Annotated in this window: 15 protein-coding genes; 13 read left to right on the plus strand and 2 right to left on the minus strand. The window is 68.1% G+C overall.

The genetic code is table 11. The annotated features are described in order from the left end of the window. Positions 1-123: 123 nt before the first annotated feature. From aceE to D000_RS0106590, 13 genes are all read left to right on the plus strand, one after another. A complete protein-coding gene (aceE, locus tag D000_RS0106530) occupies positions 124-2,787 on the plus strand; it encodes a pyruvate dehydrogenase (acetyl-transferring), homodimeric type (protein ID WP_018872737.1) in 2,664 nt (887 codons plus the stop codon). Beyond that, positions 2,732-4,141, plus strand: coding sequence for a dihydrolipoyllysine-residue acetyltransferase (aceF, locus tag D000_RS0106535; protein WP_081616647.1), 1,410 nt, complete (start codon positions 2,732-2,734; stop codon positions 4,139-4,141). The genes aceE and aceF overlap by 56 nt, the downstream gene beginning before the upstream one ends. Positions 4,142-4,160: 19 nt before the next feature. Then, positions 4,161-5,945: a dihydrolipoyl dehydrogenase gene (lpdA, locus tag D000_RS0106540; RefSeq protein WP_018872739.1), complete on the plus strand. Its 1,785-nt coding sequence runs from the start codon at positions 4,161-4,163 to the stop codon at positions 5,943-5,945. Between the two features lie 6 nt (positions 5,946-5,951). Continuing rightward, positions 5,952-6,932, plus strand: coding sequence for an OmpA family protein (locus D000_RS0106545; protein ID WP_018872740.1), 981 nt, complete (start codon positions 5,952-5,954; stop codon positions 6,930-6,932). Between the two features lie 55 nt (positions 6,933-6,987). Next, the gene (locus D000_RS0106550; protein WP_018872741.1) at positions 6,988-8,211 is read left to right on the plus strand and encodes an argininosuccinate synthase; all 1,224 of its coding nucleotides are present in this window, start codon (positions 6,988-6,990) and stop codon (positions 8,209-8,211) included. Between the two features lie 121 nt (positions 8,212-8,332). Next, the gene (locus tag D000_RS0106555; RefSeq protein WP_018872742.1) at positions 8,333-10,243 is read left to right on the plus strand and encodes a diguanylate cyclase domain-containing protein; all 1,911 of its coding nucleotides are present in this window, start codon (positions 8,333-8,335) and stop codon (positions 10,241-10,243) included. 77 nt (positions 10,244-10,320) lie between these two features. After that, positions 10,321-11,106, plus strand: coding sequence for a VacJ family lipoprotein (locus tag D000_RS0106560; protein WP_026279814.1), 786 nt, complete (start codon positions 10,321-10,323; stop codon positions 11,104-11,106). After that, positions 11,103-11,627: a hypothetical protein gene (locus D000_RS0106565; RefSeq protein ID WP_018872744.1), complete on the plus strand. Its 525-nt coding sequence runs from the start codon at positions 11,103-11,105 to the stop codon at positions 11,625-11,627. The genes D000_RS0106560 and D000_RS0106565 overlap by 4 nt, the downstream gene beginning before the upstream one ends. Further along, on the plus strand, positions 11,624-13,012 hold the full coding sequence (mpl, locus tag D000_RS0106570; protein WP_026279815.1) for a UDP-N-acetylmuramate:L-alanyl-gamma-D-glutamyl-meso-diaminopimelate ligase: 1,389 nt from the start codon (positions 11,624-11,626) through the stop codon (positions 13,010-13,012). Before D000_RS0106565 ends, mpl begins: the two co-directional genes overlap by 4 nt. Then, entirely contained in the window at positions 13,009-13,644 is a 636-nt protein-coding gene (locus D000_RS0106575) for a flavin prenyltransferase UbiX (RefSeq protein ID WP_018872746.1), read from the plus strand. The genes mpl and D000_RS0106575 overlap by 4 nt, the downstream gene beginning before the upstream one ends. Then, positions 13,641-14,243, plus strand: coding sequence for an LON peptidase substrate-binding domain-containing protein (locus D000_RS0106580; RefSeq protein WP_018872747.1), 603 nt, complete (start codon positions 13,641-13,643; stop codon positions 14,241-14,243). Before D000_RS0106575 ends, D000_RS0106580 begins: the two co-directional genes overlap by 4 nt. A gap of 56 nt (positions 14,244-14,299) precedes the next feature. Continuing rightward, positions 14,300-14,686, plus strand: coding sequence for a thioredoxin (gene trxA, locus D000_RS0106585; protein ID WP_018872748.1), 387 nt, complete (start codon positions 14,300-14,302; stop codon positions 14,684-14,686). A 223-nt stretch (positions 14,687-14,909) separates the two neighbouring features. After that, the gene (locus D000_RS0106590; RefSeq protein ID WP_018872749.1) at positions 14,910-15,851 is read left to right on the plus strand and encodes an AEC family transporter; all 942 of its coding nucleotides are present in this window, start codon (positions 14,910-14,912) and stop codon (positions 15,849-15,851) included. A gap of 557 nt (positions 15,852-16,408) precedes the next feature. Here the strand turns inward: D000_RS0106590 and D000_RS0106595 are convergent. Next, positions 16,409-17,227: a sulfite exporter TauE/SafE family protein gene (locus tag D000_RS0106595; protein ID WP_018872750.1), complete on the minus strand. Its 819-nt coding sequence runs from the start codon at positions 17,225-17,227 to the stop codon at positions 16,409-16,411. Positions 17,228-17,302: 75 nt separating this feature from the next. After that, positions 17,303-18,580, minus strand: a complete 1,278-nt coding sequence (gene hemL / locus D000_RS0106600) for a glutamate-1-semialdehyde 2,1-aminomutase (protein WP_018872751.1) — start codon at positions 18,578-18,580, stop codon at positions 17,303-17,305. Between the last annotated feature and the right edge of the window lie 15 nt (positions 18,581-18,595).

Consider the following 18,595-nt stretch of genomic DNA (forward strand, 5'->3'; position numbering starts at 1 on the left):
GTCGGGATACTTGCGCCTTTTATGCCCGCCCGACACCGGCGCATGGTAGCAAATGCCCGCCCGCCCGGTGGCCTGGAGCCGTGATGGCATCCTGATTCCCAACCCGTTTTCAGGGGTAGACGCATGGACCCGAACGCGACCGAACACGATATCGACCCGCAGGAGACCCAGGAGTGGATTGACGCCCTGGCCTCGGTGCTGGAGACCGACGGCCCCGAGCGGGCGCACGCCCTGCTGGAGCGGCTGGTCGACAAGGCGCGGCGCAGCGGGGCCTACCTGCCGTACTCCGCCAATACCGCCTATGTGAACACCATCCCCACGCACCTGGAGCCCGAGTACCCGGGCGATGGTGCGGTGGAGCATCGCATTCGGTCCTACATCCGCTGGAACGCAATGGCAATGGTGGTCAAGGCCAACCGCGCCTCGGCGGAGCTGGGCGGGCATATCGCGACCTTCGCGTCCGCCGCCACGCTCTATGATGTCGGCTTTAACCACTTCTGGCATGCGCCGTCCCACGATCACGGCGGCGACCTGCTGTTCGTGCAGGGCCATTCTTCGCCAGGCGTCTACGCGCGTGCGTTCATGGAAGGTCGTCTGAGCGAGGAGCAGCTGGACCACTTCCGCCGCGAGGTGGATGGCAAGGGCCTGTCCTCCTACCCGCATCCCTGGCTGATGCCGGACTTCTGGCAGTTCCCGACCGTGTCCATGGGCCTGGGCCCGATCATGAGCATCTACCAGGCGCGCTTCATGCGCTATCTCCAGGATCGCGGCCTGGCGCAGACCAGGAATCGTCGTGTGTGGAGCTTTGTCGGTGACGGCGAGGTGGACGAGCCGGAGACCCTGGGGGCGATCACCCTGGCCTCGCGCGAGAAGCTGGACAACCTGACCTGGGTCGTGAACTGCAACCTGCAGCGCCTGGATGGTCCGGTGCGCGGCAACGGCAAGATCGTCCAGGAGCTGGAGGCGATCTTCCGCGGCGCCGGCTGGAACGTGGTCAAGGTGCTGTGGGGTCGTTACTGGGACCCGCTGCTGGCGAAGGACACCGACGGCCTGCTGCAGAAACGCATGATGGAGGCGGTCGACGGCGACTACCAGAACTACAAGTCGCGCGACGGCGCCTATGTGCGCGAACACTTTTTTGGCAAGTATCCCGAACTCAAGCGCATGGTCGCCAACATGTCCGACGAGGACATCTGGCGCCTGAATCGCGGCGGCCATGACCCGGTCAAGGTCTATGCGGCCTACAAGGAGGCCACGGAGCACAAGGGACAGCCGACCGTGATCCTCGCGCACACCGTGAAGGGCTACGGTATGGGTTCGGCGGGCGAGGCCCAGAACCGCACCCACAGCCAGAAGAAGATGGACGCGGACGACATGAAGCAGTTCCGCGACCGCTTCAACATCCCGCTGTCGGACGAGCAGGTGGAGCGTGCCGAGTACATCAAGCCGGATCCCGACTCCGAAGAAATGAAGTACATGCACGAGCGGCGCAAGGACCTCGGCGGCTACCTGCCGGTGCGCCGCCCGCTGGCCACCCCGCTGGAGATCCCGGGGCTGGACGCCTTCAACGGTCTGCTGGAGTCCTCCGGCGAGCGCGAGATGTCCACCACCATGGCCTTCGTGCGCCTGCTGACCCTGCTCGCGCGCGACAAGAAGATCGGCAAGAACATCGTCCCGATCGTGCCCGACGAGGCGCGAACCTTCGGCATGGAAGGGCTGTTCCGCCAGCTGGGGATCTACTCCTCGGTCGGCCAGCTCTACGAGCCGCAGGACAAGGACCAGGTGATGTATTACAAGGAGGACAAGAAGGGCCAGATCCTGGAAGAGGGGATCAACGAGGCCGGCTCCATGTCCTCCTGGATCGCGGCGGCCACGTCCTACTCCACGCATGGCGTGGCGATGGTGCCGTTCTACATCTTCTATTCGATGTTCGGCTTCCAGCGCATTGGCGACTTGATCTGGGCCGCCGGCGACATGCGTGCCCGCGGCTTCCTGATGGGGGCGACCGCCGGGCGCACCACGCTGGCGGGCGAGGGCCTGCAGCACGACGACGGCCACAGCCTGATGATGGCCGCCAACGTGCCCAACTGCATCGCCTACGACCCGACCTTCGCCTATGAGCTGGCGGTGATCGTGCAGGACGGCATGCGCCGCATGTACGCGGAGCAGCAGAGCGTCTTCTACTACATCACCGTGATGAACGAGAACTACCCGCAGCCGGCCATGCCGAAGGGCGCCGAGGAAGGCATCCGTCGCGGCCTGTACCGGCTGCAGGCGGGCGGGCGCAAGAAAAAGAAGGTGCGCCTGCTGGGCTCCGGCACCATCCTGCGCGAGGCCATTGCCGCCGCCGAACTGCTGGACAAGGACTTCGGCGTGGCCGCCGAGGTCTGGAGCGCGACCAGCTTCAACGAACTGGCCCGCGATGGCCGCGATGCCGAGCGCCATGCGCGCCTGCATCCGGAGGCCAAGCCGCGCACGTCCTGGGTGGAGGAGTGCCTGGGTGGTTCGGAGGATCCGGTGATCGCCGCGACCGACTATGTGCAGGCCTATGCCGACCAGATCCGCGCCTTCGTGCCGGCCGACTATCGCGTGCTGGGGACTGACGGCTTCGGTCGCTCGGATACCCGCGCCGCGCTGCGCCGGCACTTCGAGGTCGATCGTTACCACATCGCGGTCACGGCCCTGAAGGCCCTGGCCGATAACGGGACCGTCGAGGTCAAGACCGTGAGTGATGCGATCAAGAAGTACAAGATCGACGTCGAACGGCCCAACCCGTTGCAGGCCTGAGGCCGCCGGACCCGAGGCAGGAGCAGACATGAGCAACACGACTACTGTGCACGTCCCGGATATCGGCGACTTCAAGGACGTCGAGATCATCGAGGTCATCGTCAGCCCCGGCGACACCGTGGCCCCCGAGGACCCGCTGATCACGCTGGAGTCCGACAAGGCCTCCATCGAGATCCCCGCCCCGCAGGGCGGGACGGTGAAGGCCCTGAAGGTGAAGGCCGGCGACCGCGTCAACCAGGGCGACCCGATCCTGGAGCTGGAGCCCTCCGACGAGGGCGCCGCCGAGGACACCTCTGCCAAGGACGAAGCACCGAAGCAGGAAGCGTCGTCTTCCGCGGAGGCCCCGGCCGAGCCGGCTCCCGCGGCCGAGAAGCCGCAGCCATCCCCGGCACCGAAGGCCGCCGACCGGGCCGACCCGCGGCCCTCGCCGACCGAGCACATCCGTGACGAATCGGCCTTCCGCAAGGCCCACGCCTCGCCGGTGGTGCGCAGGTTCGCGCGCGAGCTGGGCGTGGATCTGAGCAAGGTCGAGGGTTCCGGGCGCAAGGGTCGCATCCTGCGCGAGGACGTGCAGGGCTTCGTCAAGCGTGCGCTGAGCCAGGGCGCCGGCGGCGGCCTCGGCGTCGAGCCGATGCCGGAGATCGACTTCTCCGAGTTCGGCCCGATCGAGACCCAGGCGCTGTCGAAGATCAACAAGCTCACCGGCAAGAACCTGCACCGCAACTGGGTCACCGTCCCGCACGTGACGCAGTTCGACGAGGCCGATATCACCGAGCTCGAGGACTTCCGCAAGTCGCTGAAGGCCGAGTACGAGAAGAAGGGCGTGAAGGTCACCTTCCTGCCGTTTCTGATGAAGGCGGTGGTCTCCGCGCTCAAGCAGTACCCGCGCTTCAATGCCTCGCTGGATGCGACCGGCGAGAACCTGATCCTGAAGCAGTACTACAACCTCGGCATCGCGGTGGACACGCCGGACGGCCTGGTCGTCCCGGTGGTGCGCGACGTGGATCGCAAGAGCCTGGTGGATATCGCAGCCGAGCTGATGGATATCTCTCAGCGCGCCCGCGACAAGAAGCTCAAGCCCGCGGACATGCAGGGCGGCTGCATGACCATCTCCAGCCTCGGCGGGATCGGCGGCACCCAGTTCACGCCGATCGTGAATGCCCCCGAGGTGGCGATCCTGGGCGTGTCGCGCTCCAGCATGAAGCCGGTCTGGAACGGCAAGGAGTTCGAGCCGCGCCTGATCCTGCCGCTGGCGCTGTCGTACGATCACCGGGTGATCGACGGCGCCCTGGGCGCCCGCTTCGCCACCACGCTGAGCGCATTGCTGTCCGACATGCGCCGCATGCTTCTGTAATCGCAACCGGAGTGACTGGATGAGCCAGACGAAGACCATCGAGGTCCCGGATATCGGGGATTTCAAGGACGTCGAGATCATCGAGGTCCTGGTACAGCCGGGCAGCGAGATCGCACCGGAGGACCCGCTGATCACGCTGGAGTCCGACAAGGCGACCATCGACGTGCCCGCCCCCGAGGCCGGTACGGTGAAGAAGCTGCATGTGAAGGTCGGCGACAAGGTCTCCAAGGGCAGCAAGCTCCTGGACCTCGAAGCCAGTGGCGATGCCGCGGGCGGAAGCGAGGACGCCCCCGCATCCGGCGGCGAGAAGACCGAATCCGCCAAGGCGGAATCGGCCGCCGCGAGCGAGTCGCAGCAGGACGTGCCCAAGGCCGCCGCCGATCCGAACACCGACAGCCAGTGCCAGGTGCTGGTGCTGGGCTCCGGCCCCGGTGGCTACACCGCCGCCTTCCGTGCCGCGGATCTGGGGCTGGACGTGGTGATGGTCGAGCGCTACCCGCAGATCGGCGGGGTCTGCCTGAACGTTGGCTGCATCCCGTCCAAGGCGCTGCTGCACGCCGGCGAGGTCCTGCACGAGGCTGAGCGCTTTGCCGCGCTGGGCATCAAGTTCGGCGAGCCGGAGATCGATCTCGACGGCCTGCGGGGCTACAAGGACAAGACGGTCAAGAAGCTGACCGGCGGGCTCAAGCAGCTGTGCAAGCAGCGCAAGGTGCGCGTGGTGCAGGGCACGGGCGAGTTTGTCGGCGCCAACAGCATCGCGGTCGAGGGTGATGGCGGCCGCGAGGTGATCGGCTTCGAGCACGCGATCATCGCGGTCGGTTCACAGGCGATCAAGCTGCCCGGCTTCCCCTGGGACGACGAGCGGGTGATGGACTCCACCGATGCCCTCGACCTGGCCGACATCCCCGAGCGCATGCTGGTGGTCGGCGGCGGCATCATCGGGCTGGAGATGGCCTGTGTGTACGAGTCGCTGGGGGCGAAGGTCACGGTGGTCGAGCTGTCCGATACCCTGATGCCGGGCGCGGACCGCGACATCGTGCGCCCGTTCGAGAAGCGTGCGAAGAAGCGCTTCGAGAATATCTTCCTCAAGAGCAAGGTCGCCGAGGCAAAGGCCACCAAGGCCGGGATCGTCTGCCAGTTCGAGGGCGAGGCCAAGGGCCTGCCGGAAGAGGATACCTTCGACCGTGTGTTGGTCGCCGTGGGGCGCAGCCCGAATGGCGCCAAGATCAAGGCCGAGGCGGCGGGCGTGCAGGTGACCGAGCGCGGCTTCATCGAGGTCGACAGCCAGCAGCGCACCAACGTCGAGCACATCTTCGCCATCGGCGACGTGGTCGGCCAGCCGATGCTGGCGCACAAGGCCACCCATGAGGGCAAGGTCGCAGCCGAGGTGATCGCCGGGCACAAGGTGCACTTCGACGCCCGCGCGATCCCGTCGGTGGCCTACACCCACCCCGAGGTCGCCTGGATGGGCGTGACCGAGGAACAGGCGAAGGCCGACGGCATCGAGTACACCAAGGGCGTGTTCCCCTGGGCCGCCTCCGGCCGCGCGATCGCGCTGGGCGCCGAGGACGGCATGACCAAGCTGCTGTTCGACGCCGATGGCCGGGTGATCGGTGCGGGGCTGGTGGGGCCCGCCGCCGGCGACCTGATCGGCGAGGCGATGCTGGCGCTGGAGATGGGGGCGGAGATGGAAGACATCGGTCTGACCGTGCATCCGCACCCGACCCTCAGCGAGACGGTGGCCTTCGCCGCCGAGGTCGCGCACGGCTCGATCACCGATATCCTGCCGCCCAAGAAGAGCTAGCGGGCGATGGCCCGCCTGCGCCAGTGGCTGTGCCGTCTCCTTCCGGGGATGCTGCTGGGCGCGCTGGCGGCGGGTACGGCAGGGGCCGCCCCCTACGTGGAACCGCTGGAGCGCAGCGACTGGGCGCTGTTTGACGAGGCAGATGTCTGCCGCATCGAGCAGGCCGTGCGCCACGGTGGCAGCCTGTATTTCGAGATGCGGCCGGGGTTGTTGCCGGCCGCGTTCTGGCGCGCCCCGCACGCGCTGCCTGCGGATGCCGTCCCCCGTTTGCGTACCGGTGCTCCCGAATGGCTGCGGCCGGCCACGAAGGCGCCGCTGGATCTGCGGCTGCAGGCCTGGGACGAGCGTCGGTTCCGAGTCCCGCAGGGTCAGGTGCAAGCCCTGCAGGCGCGGCTGCTGGCGGGGCATGATGTGCGCATCGACTTTCCCGACAGCGAGGACTCGGTGCAGTTTCGCGGCATTCGCTTCGCCCTGCGCGCGCAGGAGTTCCGGGCCTGTGCCGGTGACCATGCCCTGCCCCCGGCGGCGCCGGAGACCGGGGCCCTGGGGCGCTGGAGCGTGCATTTCGAGACTGCCAGCGCAGGCCTCGACGCCGCGGCGCGCGCGACCCTCGGGCAGGCCGTTCAGGCCCTGGGAACGGCCGCGGCGCCGCGCATCCGGGTGGTCGGCTGGACCGATGCCGAAGGCCCGCTGGCGGTGAACCAGGCCCTCAGCCGCGAGCGCGCCCGCGCCGTGCGCAACGCCCTGGTCGAGGCCGGGATTGCGCGGGACAGGATCGAGATCGAGGCGCCGGGGGTGGACCCCGCCGCCGACGGCGAGCGAGCCGCCTCGCGGCGGGCCGACATCTGGTGGCTGGAGAGCGGCGAAGCGGCCGCCGATCCGGGGGGAATCCAGCCCCTCCAGGCCCCGGGTACGCCCCGCGCGGAAGACCCGGGCGGTGCGTCCGGGACAACGCCTCCGGCGCCGGCGACGACCCCGGCGTGGTAGTCGCCCTGATCGAAAACGACTATACCTTCACGTTAAGACAAGGACAGGCCCTCTTATGAGTTCCACGATCAACCGCGTCGTGCTCGCCTACTCCGGCGGGCTGGATACCTCGGTCATCCTGAAATGGCTGGAGGAGCAATACGGCTGCGAGGTCATCACCTTCACCGCCGATCTCGGCCAGGGCGAAGAGGTCGAGCCGGCCCGCGCCAAGGCCGAGGCCCTGGGGGTCAAGCAGATCTACATCGAGGACCTGCGCGAGACCTTCGTGCGCGACTACGTGTTCCCGATGTTCCGCGCCAATACGATCTACGAGGGCGAGTATCTGCTGGGCACCTCGATCGCGCGGCCGCTGATCGCGCGGCGTCTGGTTGAGATCGCCGAGGAGACCGGGGCCGATGCCATCGCGCACGGTGCGACCGGCAAGGGCAACGACCAGGTGCGCTTCGAACTGGGCGCGTATGCGCTGAAGCCGGGTATCCAGGTGATCGCCCCCTGGCGCGAATGGGACCTGAATTCGCGCGAGCGCCTGATGGCCTACGCCGAACAGCACAACATCCCGGTGGACTACAAGAAGCAGGGCACCAAGTCGCCGTACTCGATGGACGCCAACCTGCTGCACATCTCCTACGAGGGCGGGCCACTGGAGGACCCATGGACCGAGGCCGAGGAGGACATGTGGCGCTGGTCGGTCTCCCCGGAAGCGGCCCCGGACGCGTCCGAGACCCTGACCATCGGCTTCGAGAAGGGTGATCCGGTCTCGATCAATGGCGAGCGCATGAGCGCGGCCGAACTGCTCGCAAAGCTGAACGAGCGTGGCGGGGCCCACGGTGTCGGCCGTCTGGATATCGTCGAGAACCGCTATGTCGGGATGAAGTCGCGCGGCTGTTACGAGACCCCGGGCGGGACCATCCTGCTCAAGGCGCGCCGCGCGCTGGAGTCGATCACCCTGGATCGCGAGGCCGCGCACCTGAAGGACGAGCTGATGCCGCGCTATGCCAGCATCATCTACAACGGCTACTGGTGGAGCCCGGAACGGCGCATGCTGCAGGCCGCGATCGACGACACCCAGGGTGTGGTCAACGGCGAGGTGCGCCTGCGCCTGTACAAGGGCAACGTCATCGTCGCCGGCCGTCGCTCCGAGGACACCCTGTTCGACGACGCCATCGCCACCTTTGAGGACGATGCCGGCGCCTACGACCAGAAGGATGCCGAGGGCTTCATCCGCCTGAACGCGCTGCGCCTGCGCATTGCGGCCAGCCGGAACCGCAAGCCGACATGACATGACGGGGCCGGGCCGGGGGGATTCACCATTCGCGGCGACCGGGACCCGTCGCGCGCGAACCGGCTGGAGGTCTGGCGGCCTGGCCCTGCTGTTGCTTTGCCTGTGGTGGTCGCCACTGATGCCCGCGCTGGCGGAAGCGGCGTCGGAGTCGGCCGCGTCCGGTGAGGAACGCCTGGTGCTGGGGGTGCTTGCCCACCGCGGGCAGGAAGCCGCCCGCAACCAGTGGGGCCCGTTTGTCGAATACCTGACCGAGCAGGTGGAGGGCGCCCGCTTCGAACTCGAGGCGGTGGATAACGACGACCTTCAGGCCGCGGTGAGTGAAGGCCGCTTCGACCTGATCCTGACCAACAGCGGTTCCTACGTGATGCTGGAGCAGCGCCACGGGATCTCGCGCATCGCCACCATGCAGCCGATGCAGGTGGGGCGTGACGAGGACCGCTTTGGCGCGGTGGTGGTCGCCCGCGCGGACCGTGATGATCTGGTCGAGCTTCGCGATCTGCGGGGGCAGCGCCTGTCTGCCGTGCATCCGGATGCCTTCGGTGGCTGGTGGATGACCTGGCGCGAACTGCAGGCTGCGGGGCTGGATGTGGAGCGCGACCTGGGAGCGCTGGTGTTTACCGGTTTCCCGGTCAGCCGCGGGCTGGACTGGGTCATAGAGGGCGAGGTCGATGCCGCGACCTTCCGCACCGGCATCCTCGAGGATCTGGCGGCGCGCGGGGATCCGCGGGTGGACCAGGTGCGCGTGGTGGGTGAGCGCGCGATCCCGGCATTCTCGCATCGTTCCAGTACCCGCTTGTATCCGGAATGGCCCCTGGCCATGCGCGGCGACCTGGATACCGAACTGGCCCACGCCATCCTGCTGGCGACGCTCGCGCTGGATGCGCAGCACCCGGTGAGCCGCGCCGCCGGCATTGGCGGCTGGGCGGCGCCGCGTTCCTATGAGGATGTGCACGCCCTGATGCACGAACTGGGTGTGGGGCTGTACGCCCCGCAACCCTTCGAGATCCTCGCCTGGCTGCGGGCGCATCTGGTATGGCTGGTTTCGGCCCTGGCGCTGCTGGCCGTGCTCGCCCTGCTGTACGTCTCGCGCGTGCATGCCCGGGTCCGTCGCTCCGGCCGCAACCTCGAGCGCAGCATGGACGCGATGCCGGATGCGGTGGTGACGCTCGATGCCCACGGTGGTATCTCCTACATGAACCCGGCCGCGCGCGAACTGGCCGGCCTGACCCGGGATCAGGTCCTGGGTTGCTCGCTGGACCAGTTGCTGGACCTGCGCGAACTGGGTTCGGATCAGCCCCTGCTGCCGGCGGGTGCGCGCGGCGAAGGCCTGGAGCAGGCCCTGGGGGATCGTCGCGAGGCACGTCTGGTCCGGCGCGGTGGCCACGAGCTGATCGTCCGGATTGCACGGACGGGGCTGGATCCGGTGCTCGGAAGCTCGGTCCGCACCGTGCTGGTGGTGACCGATGTCTCCGAGGAACGCAAGCTGGTGGACCGGCTGGTGCACGAGGCCAGCCATGACGGGCTTACCGGGCTGCTCAACCGGCGCGCCTTCGAGCGCGAGCTGGAGATCGCCATGCATGCCGCGCGCGAGAACCGGGCCGTCTCCAGCCTGCTGCTGGTGGATCTGGATTATTTCAAGGACGTCAACGATCGTCATGGCCACCGCGTCGGTGACGAACTCCTGCGCCAGGTGGCCCATGTGCTGCGCCAGCTGACCCGTGGCCATGACGCGGTCGCGCGCATCGGCGGGGACGAATTCGCCATCATCGCGCGGGACAGCAACGCCGAGTACGCGCGCATCCTCGGGCAGCGCATCTGCTCGGCGCTGGCGGACCGGCCGTTGCAGGTGGAGGCCCGGGACGTCACCATTGGGGCCTCTGTCGGCGTGGTGGAGCTTGGTGCGGACGTGCCCGGTGTGGACGAGGCCTTCGTGGCCGCCGACCGTGCCTGTTATCAGGCCAAGCACCGCGGCCGTGGTCAGGTCGGGATCGCCCGCAAGTCCGACATTCACCCGATTACCGGGGCCTGACCACGCGCGGTGCCCGCGCCGGCCGTGCCGACGGGCGCCTGTATGACCATGGGCGTCCGGATCACAAAAGGAATCACATGACTGTTTTTCCCCGCTTGCGAACGGGCCTGCTGGCCATGCTGCTTCTTTTTCTGGCCGGCTGCGCGACGGTGCCCAGCGAAGACCGCCACCCGGACGACCCGTGGGAGTCCTATAACCGTGCGGTGTTCGAGATCAACCAGGATTTCGACCAGTCACTGCTGCGCCCGGCGGCGGTGCAGTATCAGCGTCTGCCCGATCCGGTGCAGACAGGGGTCGGGAACTTCTTCTCGAACCTGAATGACTTCAGCGTGCTGTTCAATAACCTGTTGCAGGGCAACTTCGAGAATGCCGCCTCCGATACCGGTCGCATCCTGTTCAACAGCACCTTCGGGCTGTTCGGCCTGATCGATGTCGCCTCGCCGATGGGGCTGGAAAAGAACAACGAGGACTTTGGCCAGACCCTTGGCGTCTGGGGCGTGCCCCGCGGGCCCTACCTGCAGCTGCCGCTGCTGGGGCCGAGCACCGCGCGTGATGCCCCTGCGCGGATCGTCGACGGCTACACCAGTCCGCTTTACCACACGAATCTGCGCAAGGATCACACCGGCTGGTGGGTGGGGCTGATTGCGCTGGACGTCATCGACCTGCGTGCCGGCCTGATCTCCACCGAGCGCATGCTGGAACAGCTGTCGGATGACCCCTACATCGCGATGCGCGAGGCCTGGCTGCAGCGGCGCGATTACCTTGTGCGCGGCTCCAGCGACGAACGCGCCACCGAGATGCTGGACGAACTGGACGAGCTCGAGGCCCTGGAGGCCATGGAGTCCGAGGAGGAGGCGCGGTGAACGGCCTGGCGGCCATGCTGAACATCCTGCGTCTGAGGGCCGGCCCGCAGGATCTGCCGGCGGACAACGGCACCCTGGTGTTCTGGGTGGGTATTGCGCTGATCGCCGGGATGGTGATCGGGATTCCACTGTACGGTTTTGGTGGGGCCCTGGCGCTGAACGTGATGGATCTGGTGGTGCTGTATGCCTTCGTGGCCATCGTGCTGGGGGTGCGCGGGGTGCCGGACCGATGGCGCCAGACCTTCACCGCGATGGCCGGAACCGGCGCCATTCTCGGTCTGCTGATGGCCCTGCTGATGCTGCTGGCGGGCGGCCCGGACCCGGGGCGCGAACCGGAGGACATCGCCACGGGTGTGGTCCTCGGGATGCTGACGCTGCTGGCGTGGTTGCTGCTCGTGTTCGGACATATCCTGCAGCAGGCGCTGGACATGGGGTCGCGTCTGGTCGGCATGCTGCTGGCACTGGGCTACATCGTGATCTCCAGCGCGATCACGCAGACCGCGATCGGGCTGTTGCAGTGAGCGCCGGACACCTCCACGTGCTCGGTATCGGCGGCACCTTCATGGGCGGACTGGCCCAGCTCGCGCGTGCGCGCGGCTATCGGGTCACCGGGTCCGACCAGAAGCTGTACCCGCCGATGAGCGAACAGCTGGAGCAGGCCGGCATCGACTGGCACGAGGGGCACGACCCGGCGACCCTGCCGGAGCAGGGACCGGTCGTGGTTGGCAACGTGATGACCCGGGGCATGCCGGTCATCGAGGCGCTGCTGGATCGCGGCCTGTCCTATACCTCCGGTCCGCAGTGGCTGGCCGAGCATGTGCTGCATGACCGCTGGGTTCTGGCGGTGGCCGGTACCCACGGCAAGACCACGACCGCCAGCCTGCTGGCCTGGATCCTGGAACATGCGGGCCTGCAACCGGGCTTCCTGATCGGCGGCGTGCCCGGCAACTTCGGTGTCAGCGCACGGATGGGCGAGGCCCCGTTCTTCGTGATCGAGGCGGACGAATACGACTCCGCCTTTTTCGACAAGCGTGCGAAGTTCGTCCACTACCGCCCGCGTACCCTGGTGCTGAACAACCTCGAGTTCGACCACGCGGACATCTACCCGGACCTGGCCGCGATCGAGCGCCAGTTCCATCACCTGGTGCGCACCGTGCCGGGCCAGGGCCTGATCCTGACGCCCGCAGGCGATGCCGCGCTGGAACGGGTGCTGGAGATGGGCTGCTGGACCCCGGTGGAACGCCTGAGCACCGCGCCCGCTTCGGGGGCGGCGCCGGCGCTGGCCGCCCGCGCGCTGAATGCCGATGCCTCCGAGTTCGAGGTGCTGGCGGATGAGGTCGTGGTCGGTCGAGTCGCGTGGTCGATGAGCGGTCGCCACAACCTGGCGAACGCCCTGGCGGCCCTGGGCGCGGCGCGGCATGCCGGGGTGCCGCTGGCGGCGGGTATTGCCGCGCTGCCCGAATTCCGCGGCGTGCGGCGCCGCCAGGAACTGCGCGCCGAGATCGACGGGGTCCGCGTGATCGACGACTTTGCCCATCACCCCACGGCGATCCGCCTGACCCTGGAGGGGCTGCGCGGACAGGTGGCCCCGGGCGGGCGGCTGGTCGCCATCCTCGAGCCGCGCTCCAACACCATGCGCATGGGCGTGCATGCCGAGGCCCTGGGCGCGGCGCTGGCGCAGGCCGATGCGGTGCACCTGTACCACGCACCGGAGATCGACTGGTCCACCGATGGTCTGCAGCAGCAACTCGGCGGGCAGCTGTCCGTGGCACGCGATATCGAATCCCTGTTGCAGGGGATTCTTGCCACGGTGCGCGCTGGCGATACGCTGGTGATCATGAGCAACGGAGGCTTCGACGGGCTGCACCTGCGCCTGATCGAAGCCCTGCAGGGAACGCCCGCATGAGTGAACGCCCGCGCAGCATCTCTCTGGCCCTGACCGGTGCCTCCGGGGCCCCCTATGGCCTGCGCCTGCTGCAGTGTCTGGTGGAGTCCGGGGTCCAGGTGCACCTGATGCTGTCGAAGCCGGCCCAGGTCGTCCTCGGTCTGGAGACGGACCTGGACGTGCCGGGCCGTCCGGTGGAGATCGCGCGCTACTTCACCGAACTCTACGGCGCGGCCACGGACCAGATTCACTGCTACGGGGCGGAGCAGTGGACCGCACCGGTGGCCAGCGGCTCCGCCGTGCCGGAGGCGATGGTGGTCTGCCCCTGTACCACGGCGACCGTATCGGCGATCGCGACCGGGGCCTCGCGCGGCCTGATCGAGCGCGCTGCCGACGTGGTCCTCAAGGAGCGGCGTCGGCTGCTGCTGGTGGTGCGCGAGACCCCGTTCTCCGAGATCCATCTGGAAAACATGCTGCGTCTGGCGCGCATGGGCGCGGTGGTGATGCCGGCCAACCCGGCCTTTTATCACCGGCCGCAGTCGATCGACGACCTGGTCGATTTCATGGTCGCGCGGGTGCTGGATCACCTCGGGGTGGAGCATACTCTGGGGCCGCGCTGGGGGATGTCGCCCCCGCCGGGAGAGGACGCATGAGCACGTTGCCGCTGTTTCCGCTGAATACGGTGTTGTTCCCCGAGGGGTTGCTGCCCCTGCGGATCTTCGAGACACGCTATCTGGATATGGTGCGGCGCTGTCTGCGCGACGACGGACGTTTCGTGATCGTGGCGACCGAACCCCGGCGCGACTCCGACGCGCCGCCGTCGGAGACCGACCCGTCGGTCGGCTTTCATGGCGTCGGCACCGAGGCGGCGATCGTGGACTGGGATCAGCGCCCGGACGGGCTGCTGGGCATCCTGGTGAAAGGCGAGGGCCGGCGTGTGATTCGCAATGCCCGGCGGGCTGACGACGGCCTGTGGCTGGGCGAGGTGGAGCCGCTGCAGGAATACCCGGACGTCAGCCTGCCGGTGGACTACGCCTCGCTGGCGGACCTGCTGGAGCGTCTGCTGGATCAGCTGGGCACGCCGTGGTCGCACCTGGAACGGCGCTTTGATGACTCCACCTGGGTCGCCGCACGCCTGACCGAGCTGCTGCCCATTGACCTGGAGATCAAGCAGCAGTTGCTGGAGGCGGACGACCCGATCGAGCGCCTGGAGCGCCTGCGAGCGGCCATGCTCGCGGCATCGAAATCCTGAAACCCTGCGGCGGGGCTGTTAAGGTTTCGGCACACACTTAACTGGAGCCCGCCATCATGGCCGTTCAGGAACTCACGCAGGACAACTTCGAATCCACCATCACCGGAAACGGTATCGTCATTCTGGACTTCTGGGCCCCGTGGTGCGGCCCGTGCCAGCAGTTCGCCCCGACCTTCGAAGAGGCCTCCGGCAAGCATGACGATGTCGTCTTTGCCAAGGTGAACACCGATGAAGAACAGGGTATTGCCGGTGCCTTCCAGATCCGCTCCATCCCCACGCTGATGATCTTTCGCGACCAGATCATCGTGTTCTCCCAGCCCGGCGTCCTCTCGGGCGGCCAGCTGGACGAGGTGCTGGGCAAGGTGCGCGAACTCGACATGGACCAGGTGCGCGCCGATATCGAGCGTCAGCAGCAAGAGGCGCAGCAGGCCGGCGGTGCCTGAGCGTATCCAGCGCACAACCTGACCGCGCGGGCCCGCCCTGGGCCCGCAGCCAGAACCCGGCCGGGCCTGCCCCTGCCGGGTTTTTGCATGTGGGGCGTGGCCAACGTCCGTAGAATAGCCCTGACGAAACACTAATCAGTGTTTCCCGAGTGGGGCGGGTCGCGCCCCGTCATGGGAAGGATGCCGTCGCCATGCCCCGACCGCGCAAGGAGTTCGGTAGCTGATGCTGGCCGTAATGACCCAGATGGGGGCGCTCATCGTAGCGGGCGTGATCTGGCGCGCGCTGCGGCCCGGCGGGCTGGACGCCGACACCGCGCGGCGCGTCCTGACCACGCTGGTCTACTACCTGCTGCTGCCGGCCCTGGTGCTCCAGGTGCTGTGGACCGCGCCGTTGGGACTGGACTCATTGCGCATTGCCCTGGTCGCCGGGCTCACCGTGCTGGCCATGGTGGCGGTCACCTTGCTGGCCTGCCGGATCTGCATGGCGGAACGTGCGGCCATTGGCGCCATGCTGCTGGCGGCTGCCTGGCCGAACGCGACCTATCTGGGGCTCCCGATCCTCGACAGCCTGTTCGGGGATGCCGGGCGGGCAGTTGCCATCCAGTACGACCTGTTCGCCTGTCTGCCACTGGTGCTGACGCTCGGCGTGCTGCTGGCACGCCGCTACGGCGACCCCGAGGCCGTGCGCCTGTACGGCGGTGGCAGCCCGCTGCGGGGGCTGGCCGCGGTGCCTTCGATCTGGGCGGCCGTCGTGGGGGTGGCCCTCAACCTGGCCGGTGTCCCACTGCTCGACTGGCTGGATATATTCCTTGGTTTCCTGGCCGATAGTGTCGCGCCCCTGATGCTGTTTTCGCTGGGGCTGGCCCTGGTATTCAACCGCTTTCGCGGGCGTGATGCGCGACCCCTGGCGGTGGTCGCCGTGGTGCAGCTGGTGCTGGCCCCGGTGTTTGCGCTGGGGCTGGTGCTGTCGATCGGGCTGGAGGGTGTCCCGGGTGTCGGGTCGGTGCTGGAGGCGGCGATGCCGGCGATGGTGCTGGGGCTGGTCTTCTGTGACCGGTTCCGGCTGGATACCGGGCTCTATGCGGCGGCGGTGACGCTGACGACGGCGCTGTCGCTGATCACCCTTCCGCTGTGGTTTGCCCTCGCCACCCATCTAATCACCTGACCTTCGGGGGGATCCCCCGCCGTCTGTTTGTGGCTGGTCCTGGATTGGACTCCGTGTTTACGGTGCTTTCGGTCCGCATACTGCCGAGCGCTGACTCGCCAGCGCACCCCGAGGTACTTTCTTGCTTGCCCAAGAAAGTACCCAAAGAAGGGCACCCGGATTCCGCCCGGGGACCTTGCTCCAGGGCTCTCGGGCCGGCGGCGCTGAACTCGCTACGCTGCGCTCCGCTCAGGCATCCAGCGCCTTCTCCCGGCCCGAGAACCCTTCCGCAAGGGGCTCCATACGGGAGGGGAAGGTCAAGACAGAAGGTATTCCGGCTTCACGAAACAACAATGGGCCCTGCCGCCTGAAAGCCCCCGGCGCCCGCTGGCGAGTCAGCGCTTGGCATACGGCCGGACGAAGGCAGCGTAAACACCCGATGACGAACCAGGACCAGCCACCAACAGCGTAGGCGTCGGACCGAAGGCACCGTATAAACACCGAGTTGCGAGCCAGGTCTAGCCACCGCCATGGCACAACCGCCCGTTTACGCACGGGGGAGCGCTGACCCATTGGGGCTAGCGCAGGAGCATCAGGATGCCGGCGAGGATCAGCACGCCGGCGAAGCCGCGGCGGAGCGTGGCTACTGGCAGGTGATGGGTGAGCCAGACGCCCGCGCGTACGCTGGTGGCCGTGCCGATCACCACGCCGAGAATGGCGGGCAGATAGAGATACCCCAGCGCCCACTCCGGCGCCTGGTAGGCCGGATCGGTCCACTGCGGCAGGGCGAACACAAGGCTCGCGCCGATGGAGATGGGCACCCCGAGGGCCGCGGCCGAGCCGATCGCCCGGCGCAGTTCCAGGCCCTGGCTGACCAGGAACGGCGTGGTCAGCGTGCCGCCGCCGATGCCGATCAGCGCGGAGACGGTCCCGATCACGGTGCCGCTGCCCAGCCAGACGCTGCGCCTCGGCACCGGCGCCTTCGGCGGCTGAATGTTGAGGAGCATCCAGATCCCGATCGCGACCTCGAAGGCGCCGAAGATGCGCCCCAGGTGGTCGGAGTCGATGCGCGTGGCCAGCCAGGCCCCGAGCAGGGCCCCGACGATGATCCCCGGCAGCAGGCGCCGCACGGCCGTGCCGTCCACCCCGCCCCGGCGGTGATGGGCGCGGGCGGAGAGGACCGCGGTGGGGATGATCGCGCCCAGCGAGGAGCCGACCGCGAGCTGCACCAGGCTCGCCGAGTCGAACGCCAGCAGGGTGAAGATCGCGACGAACACCGGCACCAGGATCAGCCCGCCGCCGATGCCGAACATCCCGGCCGGGATGCCGGCGACCAGGCCCAGGGCCACGAACAGCAGGCCCAGGCCAAGCGGCGACTGGGTCAGGGCCTCAAGCACGAGAGGGTGGGGGCGTCAGGCAGGGACCGGGCCGGCTGGGATGGGGCCGGCCGGCCCGGCGGAGGGGGCAGGCGCTCAGAGCGCCTTGAAGCACTTGCGGGCGGCCTCGACGGTGGCGTCGAGGTCTGCGTCCGAGTGGGCGTTGGACATGAAGCCGGCCTCGAAGGCGCTGGGGGCGAGGTAGATGCCCTCGCCCAGCATCGCGTGGAAGAAGCGGCCGAAGGCGGCGGTGTCGCAGGCGGTGGCGCCGGCGAAGTCGGTGACCTTCTGGTCCGAGAAGAACAGGCCGAACATGCCCGGCACCTGGTTGGTGGTCAGGGCGACCCCGGCCTCGCGTGCGGCGTCCTCGAAGCCCGCGACGACCTTCTTCGTGCGCTGCTCCAGCTCGTCGTGGAAGCCCGGACGGGACAGGATCTCCAGGGTCTTGAGCCCGGCGGTCATCGCGATCGGGTTTCCGGACAGGGTGCCGGCCTGGTAGACCGGACCCAGCGGGGAGAGGTGTTCCATGATCGCGCGCTTGCCGCCGAAGGCCCCCACCGGCATGCCGCCGCCGATGATCTTGCCCAGCGTGGTCAGGTCCGGGGTGACGCCGAGATAGCCCTGGGCGCAGTTCTTCGAGACGCGGAAGCCGGTCATCACCTCGTCGAAGATCAGCACTGCGCCGTGCTGGTCGCAGACCTCGCGCAGCGTCTCGAGAAAGCCGGGTTCCGGCGGGATGCAGTTCATGTTGCCGGCGATCGGCTCGACGATGATGCAGGCGACCTCGTCGCCCTTCTCCGCAAAGAAGGCACGCACGCCGTCGGCGTCGTTATAGGTGAGGGTGCTGGTCAGGGCGGCCAGCTCCTTCGGCACGCCGGGGGAGCTCGGCTGGCCGAGGGTCAGGGCACCGGAGCCGGCCTTCACCAGCAGGGAGTCGCCGTGGCCGTGGTAGTTGCCCTCGAACTTCACGATGCGGTCGCGCCCGGTGTAGCCGCGTGCCAGCCGGATCGCGCTCATGGTCGCCTCGGAGCCCGAGTTGGTCATGCGCACCAGGTCCATCGACGGCACCAGTTCGCAGACCTTCGCGGCCATGTCGTTTTCCAGCCGCGTCGGGCAGCCGAAGGACAGGCCGTTGTTGCAGGCCTCGCGCACCGCCTCGATCACCTCGGGGTGGGCGTGGCCGGCGACCATCGGGCCCCAGGAGCCGATGTAGTCGATGTAGCGCTGGCCATCGGCGTCCCACATGTAGGCGCCGTTGGCGCGGTCCATGAAGATCGGGGTGCCGCCCACGCCCTTGAATGCGCGGACCGGGGAGTTCACGCCCCCGGGGATGTGCTGCTTGGCGGCCTCGAACAGACGCTCGGTTTCCTGCATGACGGTGTCCCTATA

Origin of the sequence: Thioalkalivibrio sp. ALJ16 (genome assembly GCF_000377345.1) — a bacterium.
Taxonomy (GTDB): domain Bacteria; phylum Pseudomonadota; class Gammaproteobacteria; order Ectothiorhodospirales; family Ectothiorhodospiraceae; genus Thioalkalivibrio.

Excerpts from the sequence above, each read along its gene's own strand:
- aceE (WP_018872737.1), top strand. The coding sequence starts at position 124 with ATGGACCCGAACGCGACCGAACACGATATCGACCCGCAGGAGACCCAG.
- aceF (WP_081616647.1), top strand. The coding sequence starts at position 2,732 with ATGCGATCAAGAAGTACAAGATCGACGTCGAACGGCCCAACCCGTTGC.
- lpdA (WP_018872739.1), top strand. The coding sequence starts at position 4,161 with ATGAGCCAGACGAAGACCATCGAGGTCCCGGATATCGGGGATTTCAAG.
- D000_RS0106545 (WP_018872740.1), top strand. The coding sequence starts at position 5,952 with ATGGCCCGCCTGCGCCAGTGGCTGTGCCGTCTCCTTCCGGGGATGCTG.
- D000_RS0106550 (WP_018872741.1), top strand. The coding sequence starts at position 6,988 with ATGAGTTCCACGATCAACCGCGTCGTGCTCGCCTACTCCGGCGGGCTG.
- D000_RS0106555 (WP_018872742.1), top strand. The coding sequence starts at position 8,333 with ATGCCCGCGCTGGCGGAAGCGGCGTCGGAGTCGGCCGCGTCCGGTGAG.
- D000_RS0106560 (WP_026279814.1), top strand. The coding sequence starts at position 10,321 with ATGACTGTTTTTCCCCGCTTGCGAACGGGCCTGCTGGCCATGCTGCTT.
- D000_RS0106575 (WP_018872746.1), top strand. The coding sequence starts at position 13,009 with ATGAGTGAACGCCCGCGCAGCATCTCTCTGGCCCTGACCGGTGCCTCC.
- D000_RS0106580 (WP_018872747.1), top strand. The coding sequence starts at position 13,641 with ATGAGCACGTTGCCGCTGTTTCCGCTGAATACGGTGTTGTTCCCCGAG.
- trxA (WP_018872748.1), top strand. The coding sequence starts at position 14,300 with ATGGCCGTTCAGGAACTCACGCAGGACAACTTCGAATCCACCATCACC.
- D000_RS0106590 (WP_018872749.1), top strand. The coding sequence starts at position 14,910 with ATGCTGGCCGTAATGACCCAGATGGGGGCGCTCATCGTAGCGGGCGTG.
- hemL (WP_018872751.1), bottom strand. The coding sequence starts at position 18,580 with ATGCAGGAAACCGAGCGTCTGTTCGAGGCCGCCAAGCAGCACATCCCC.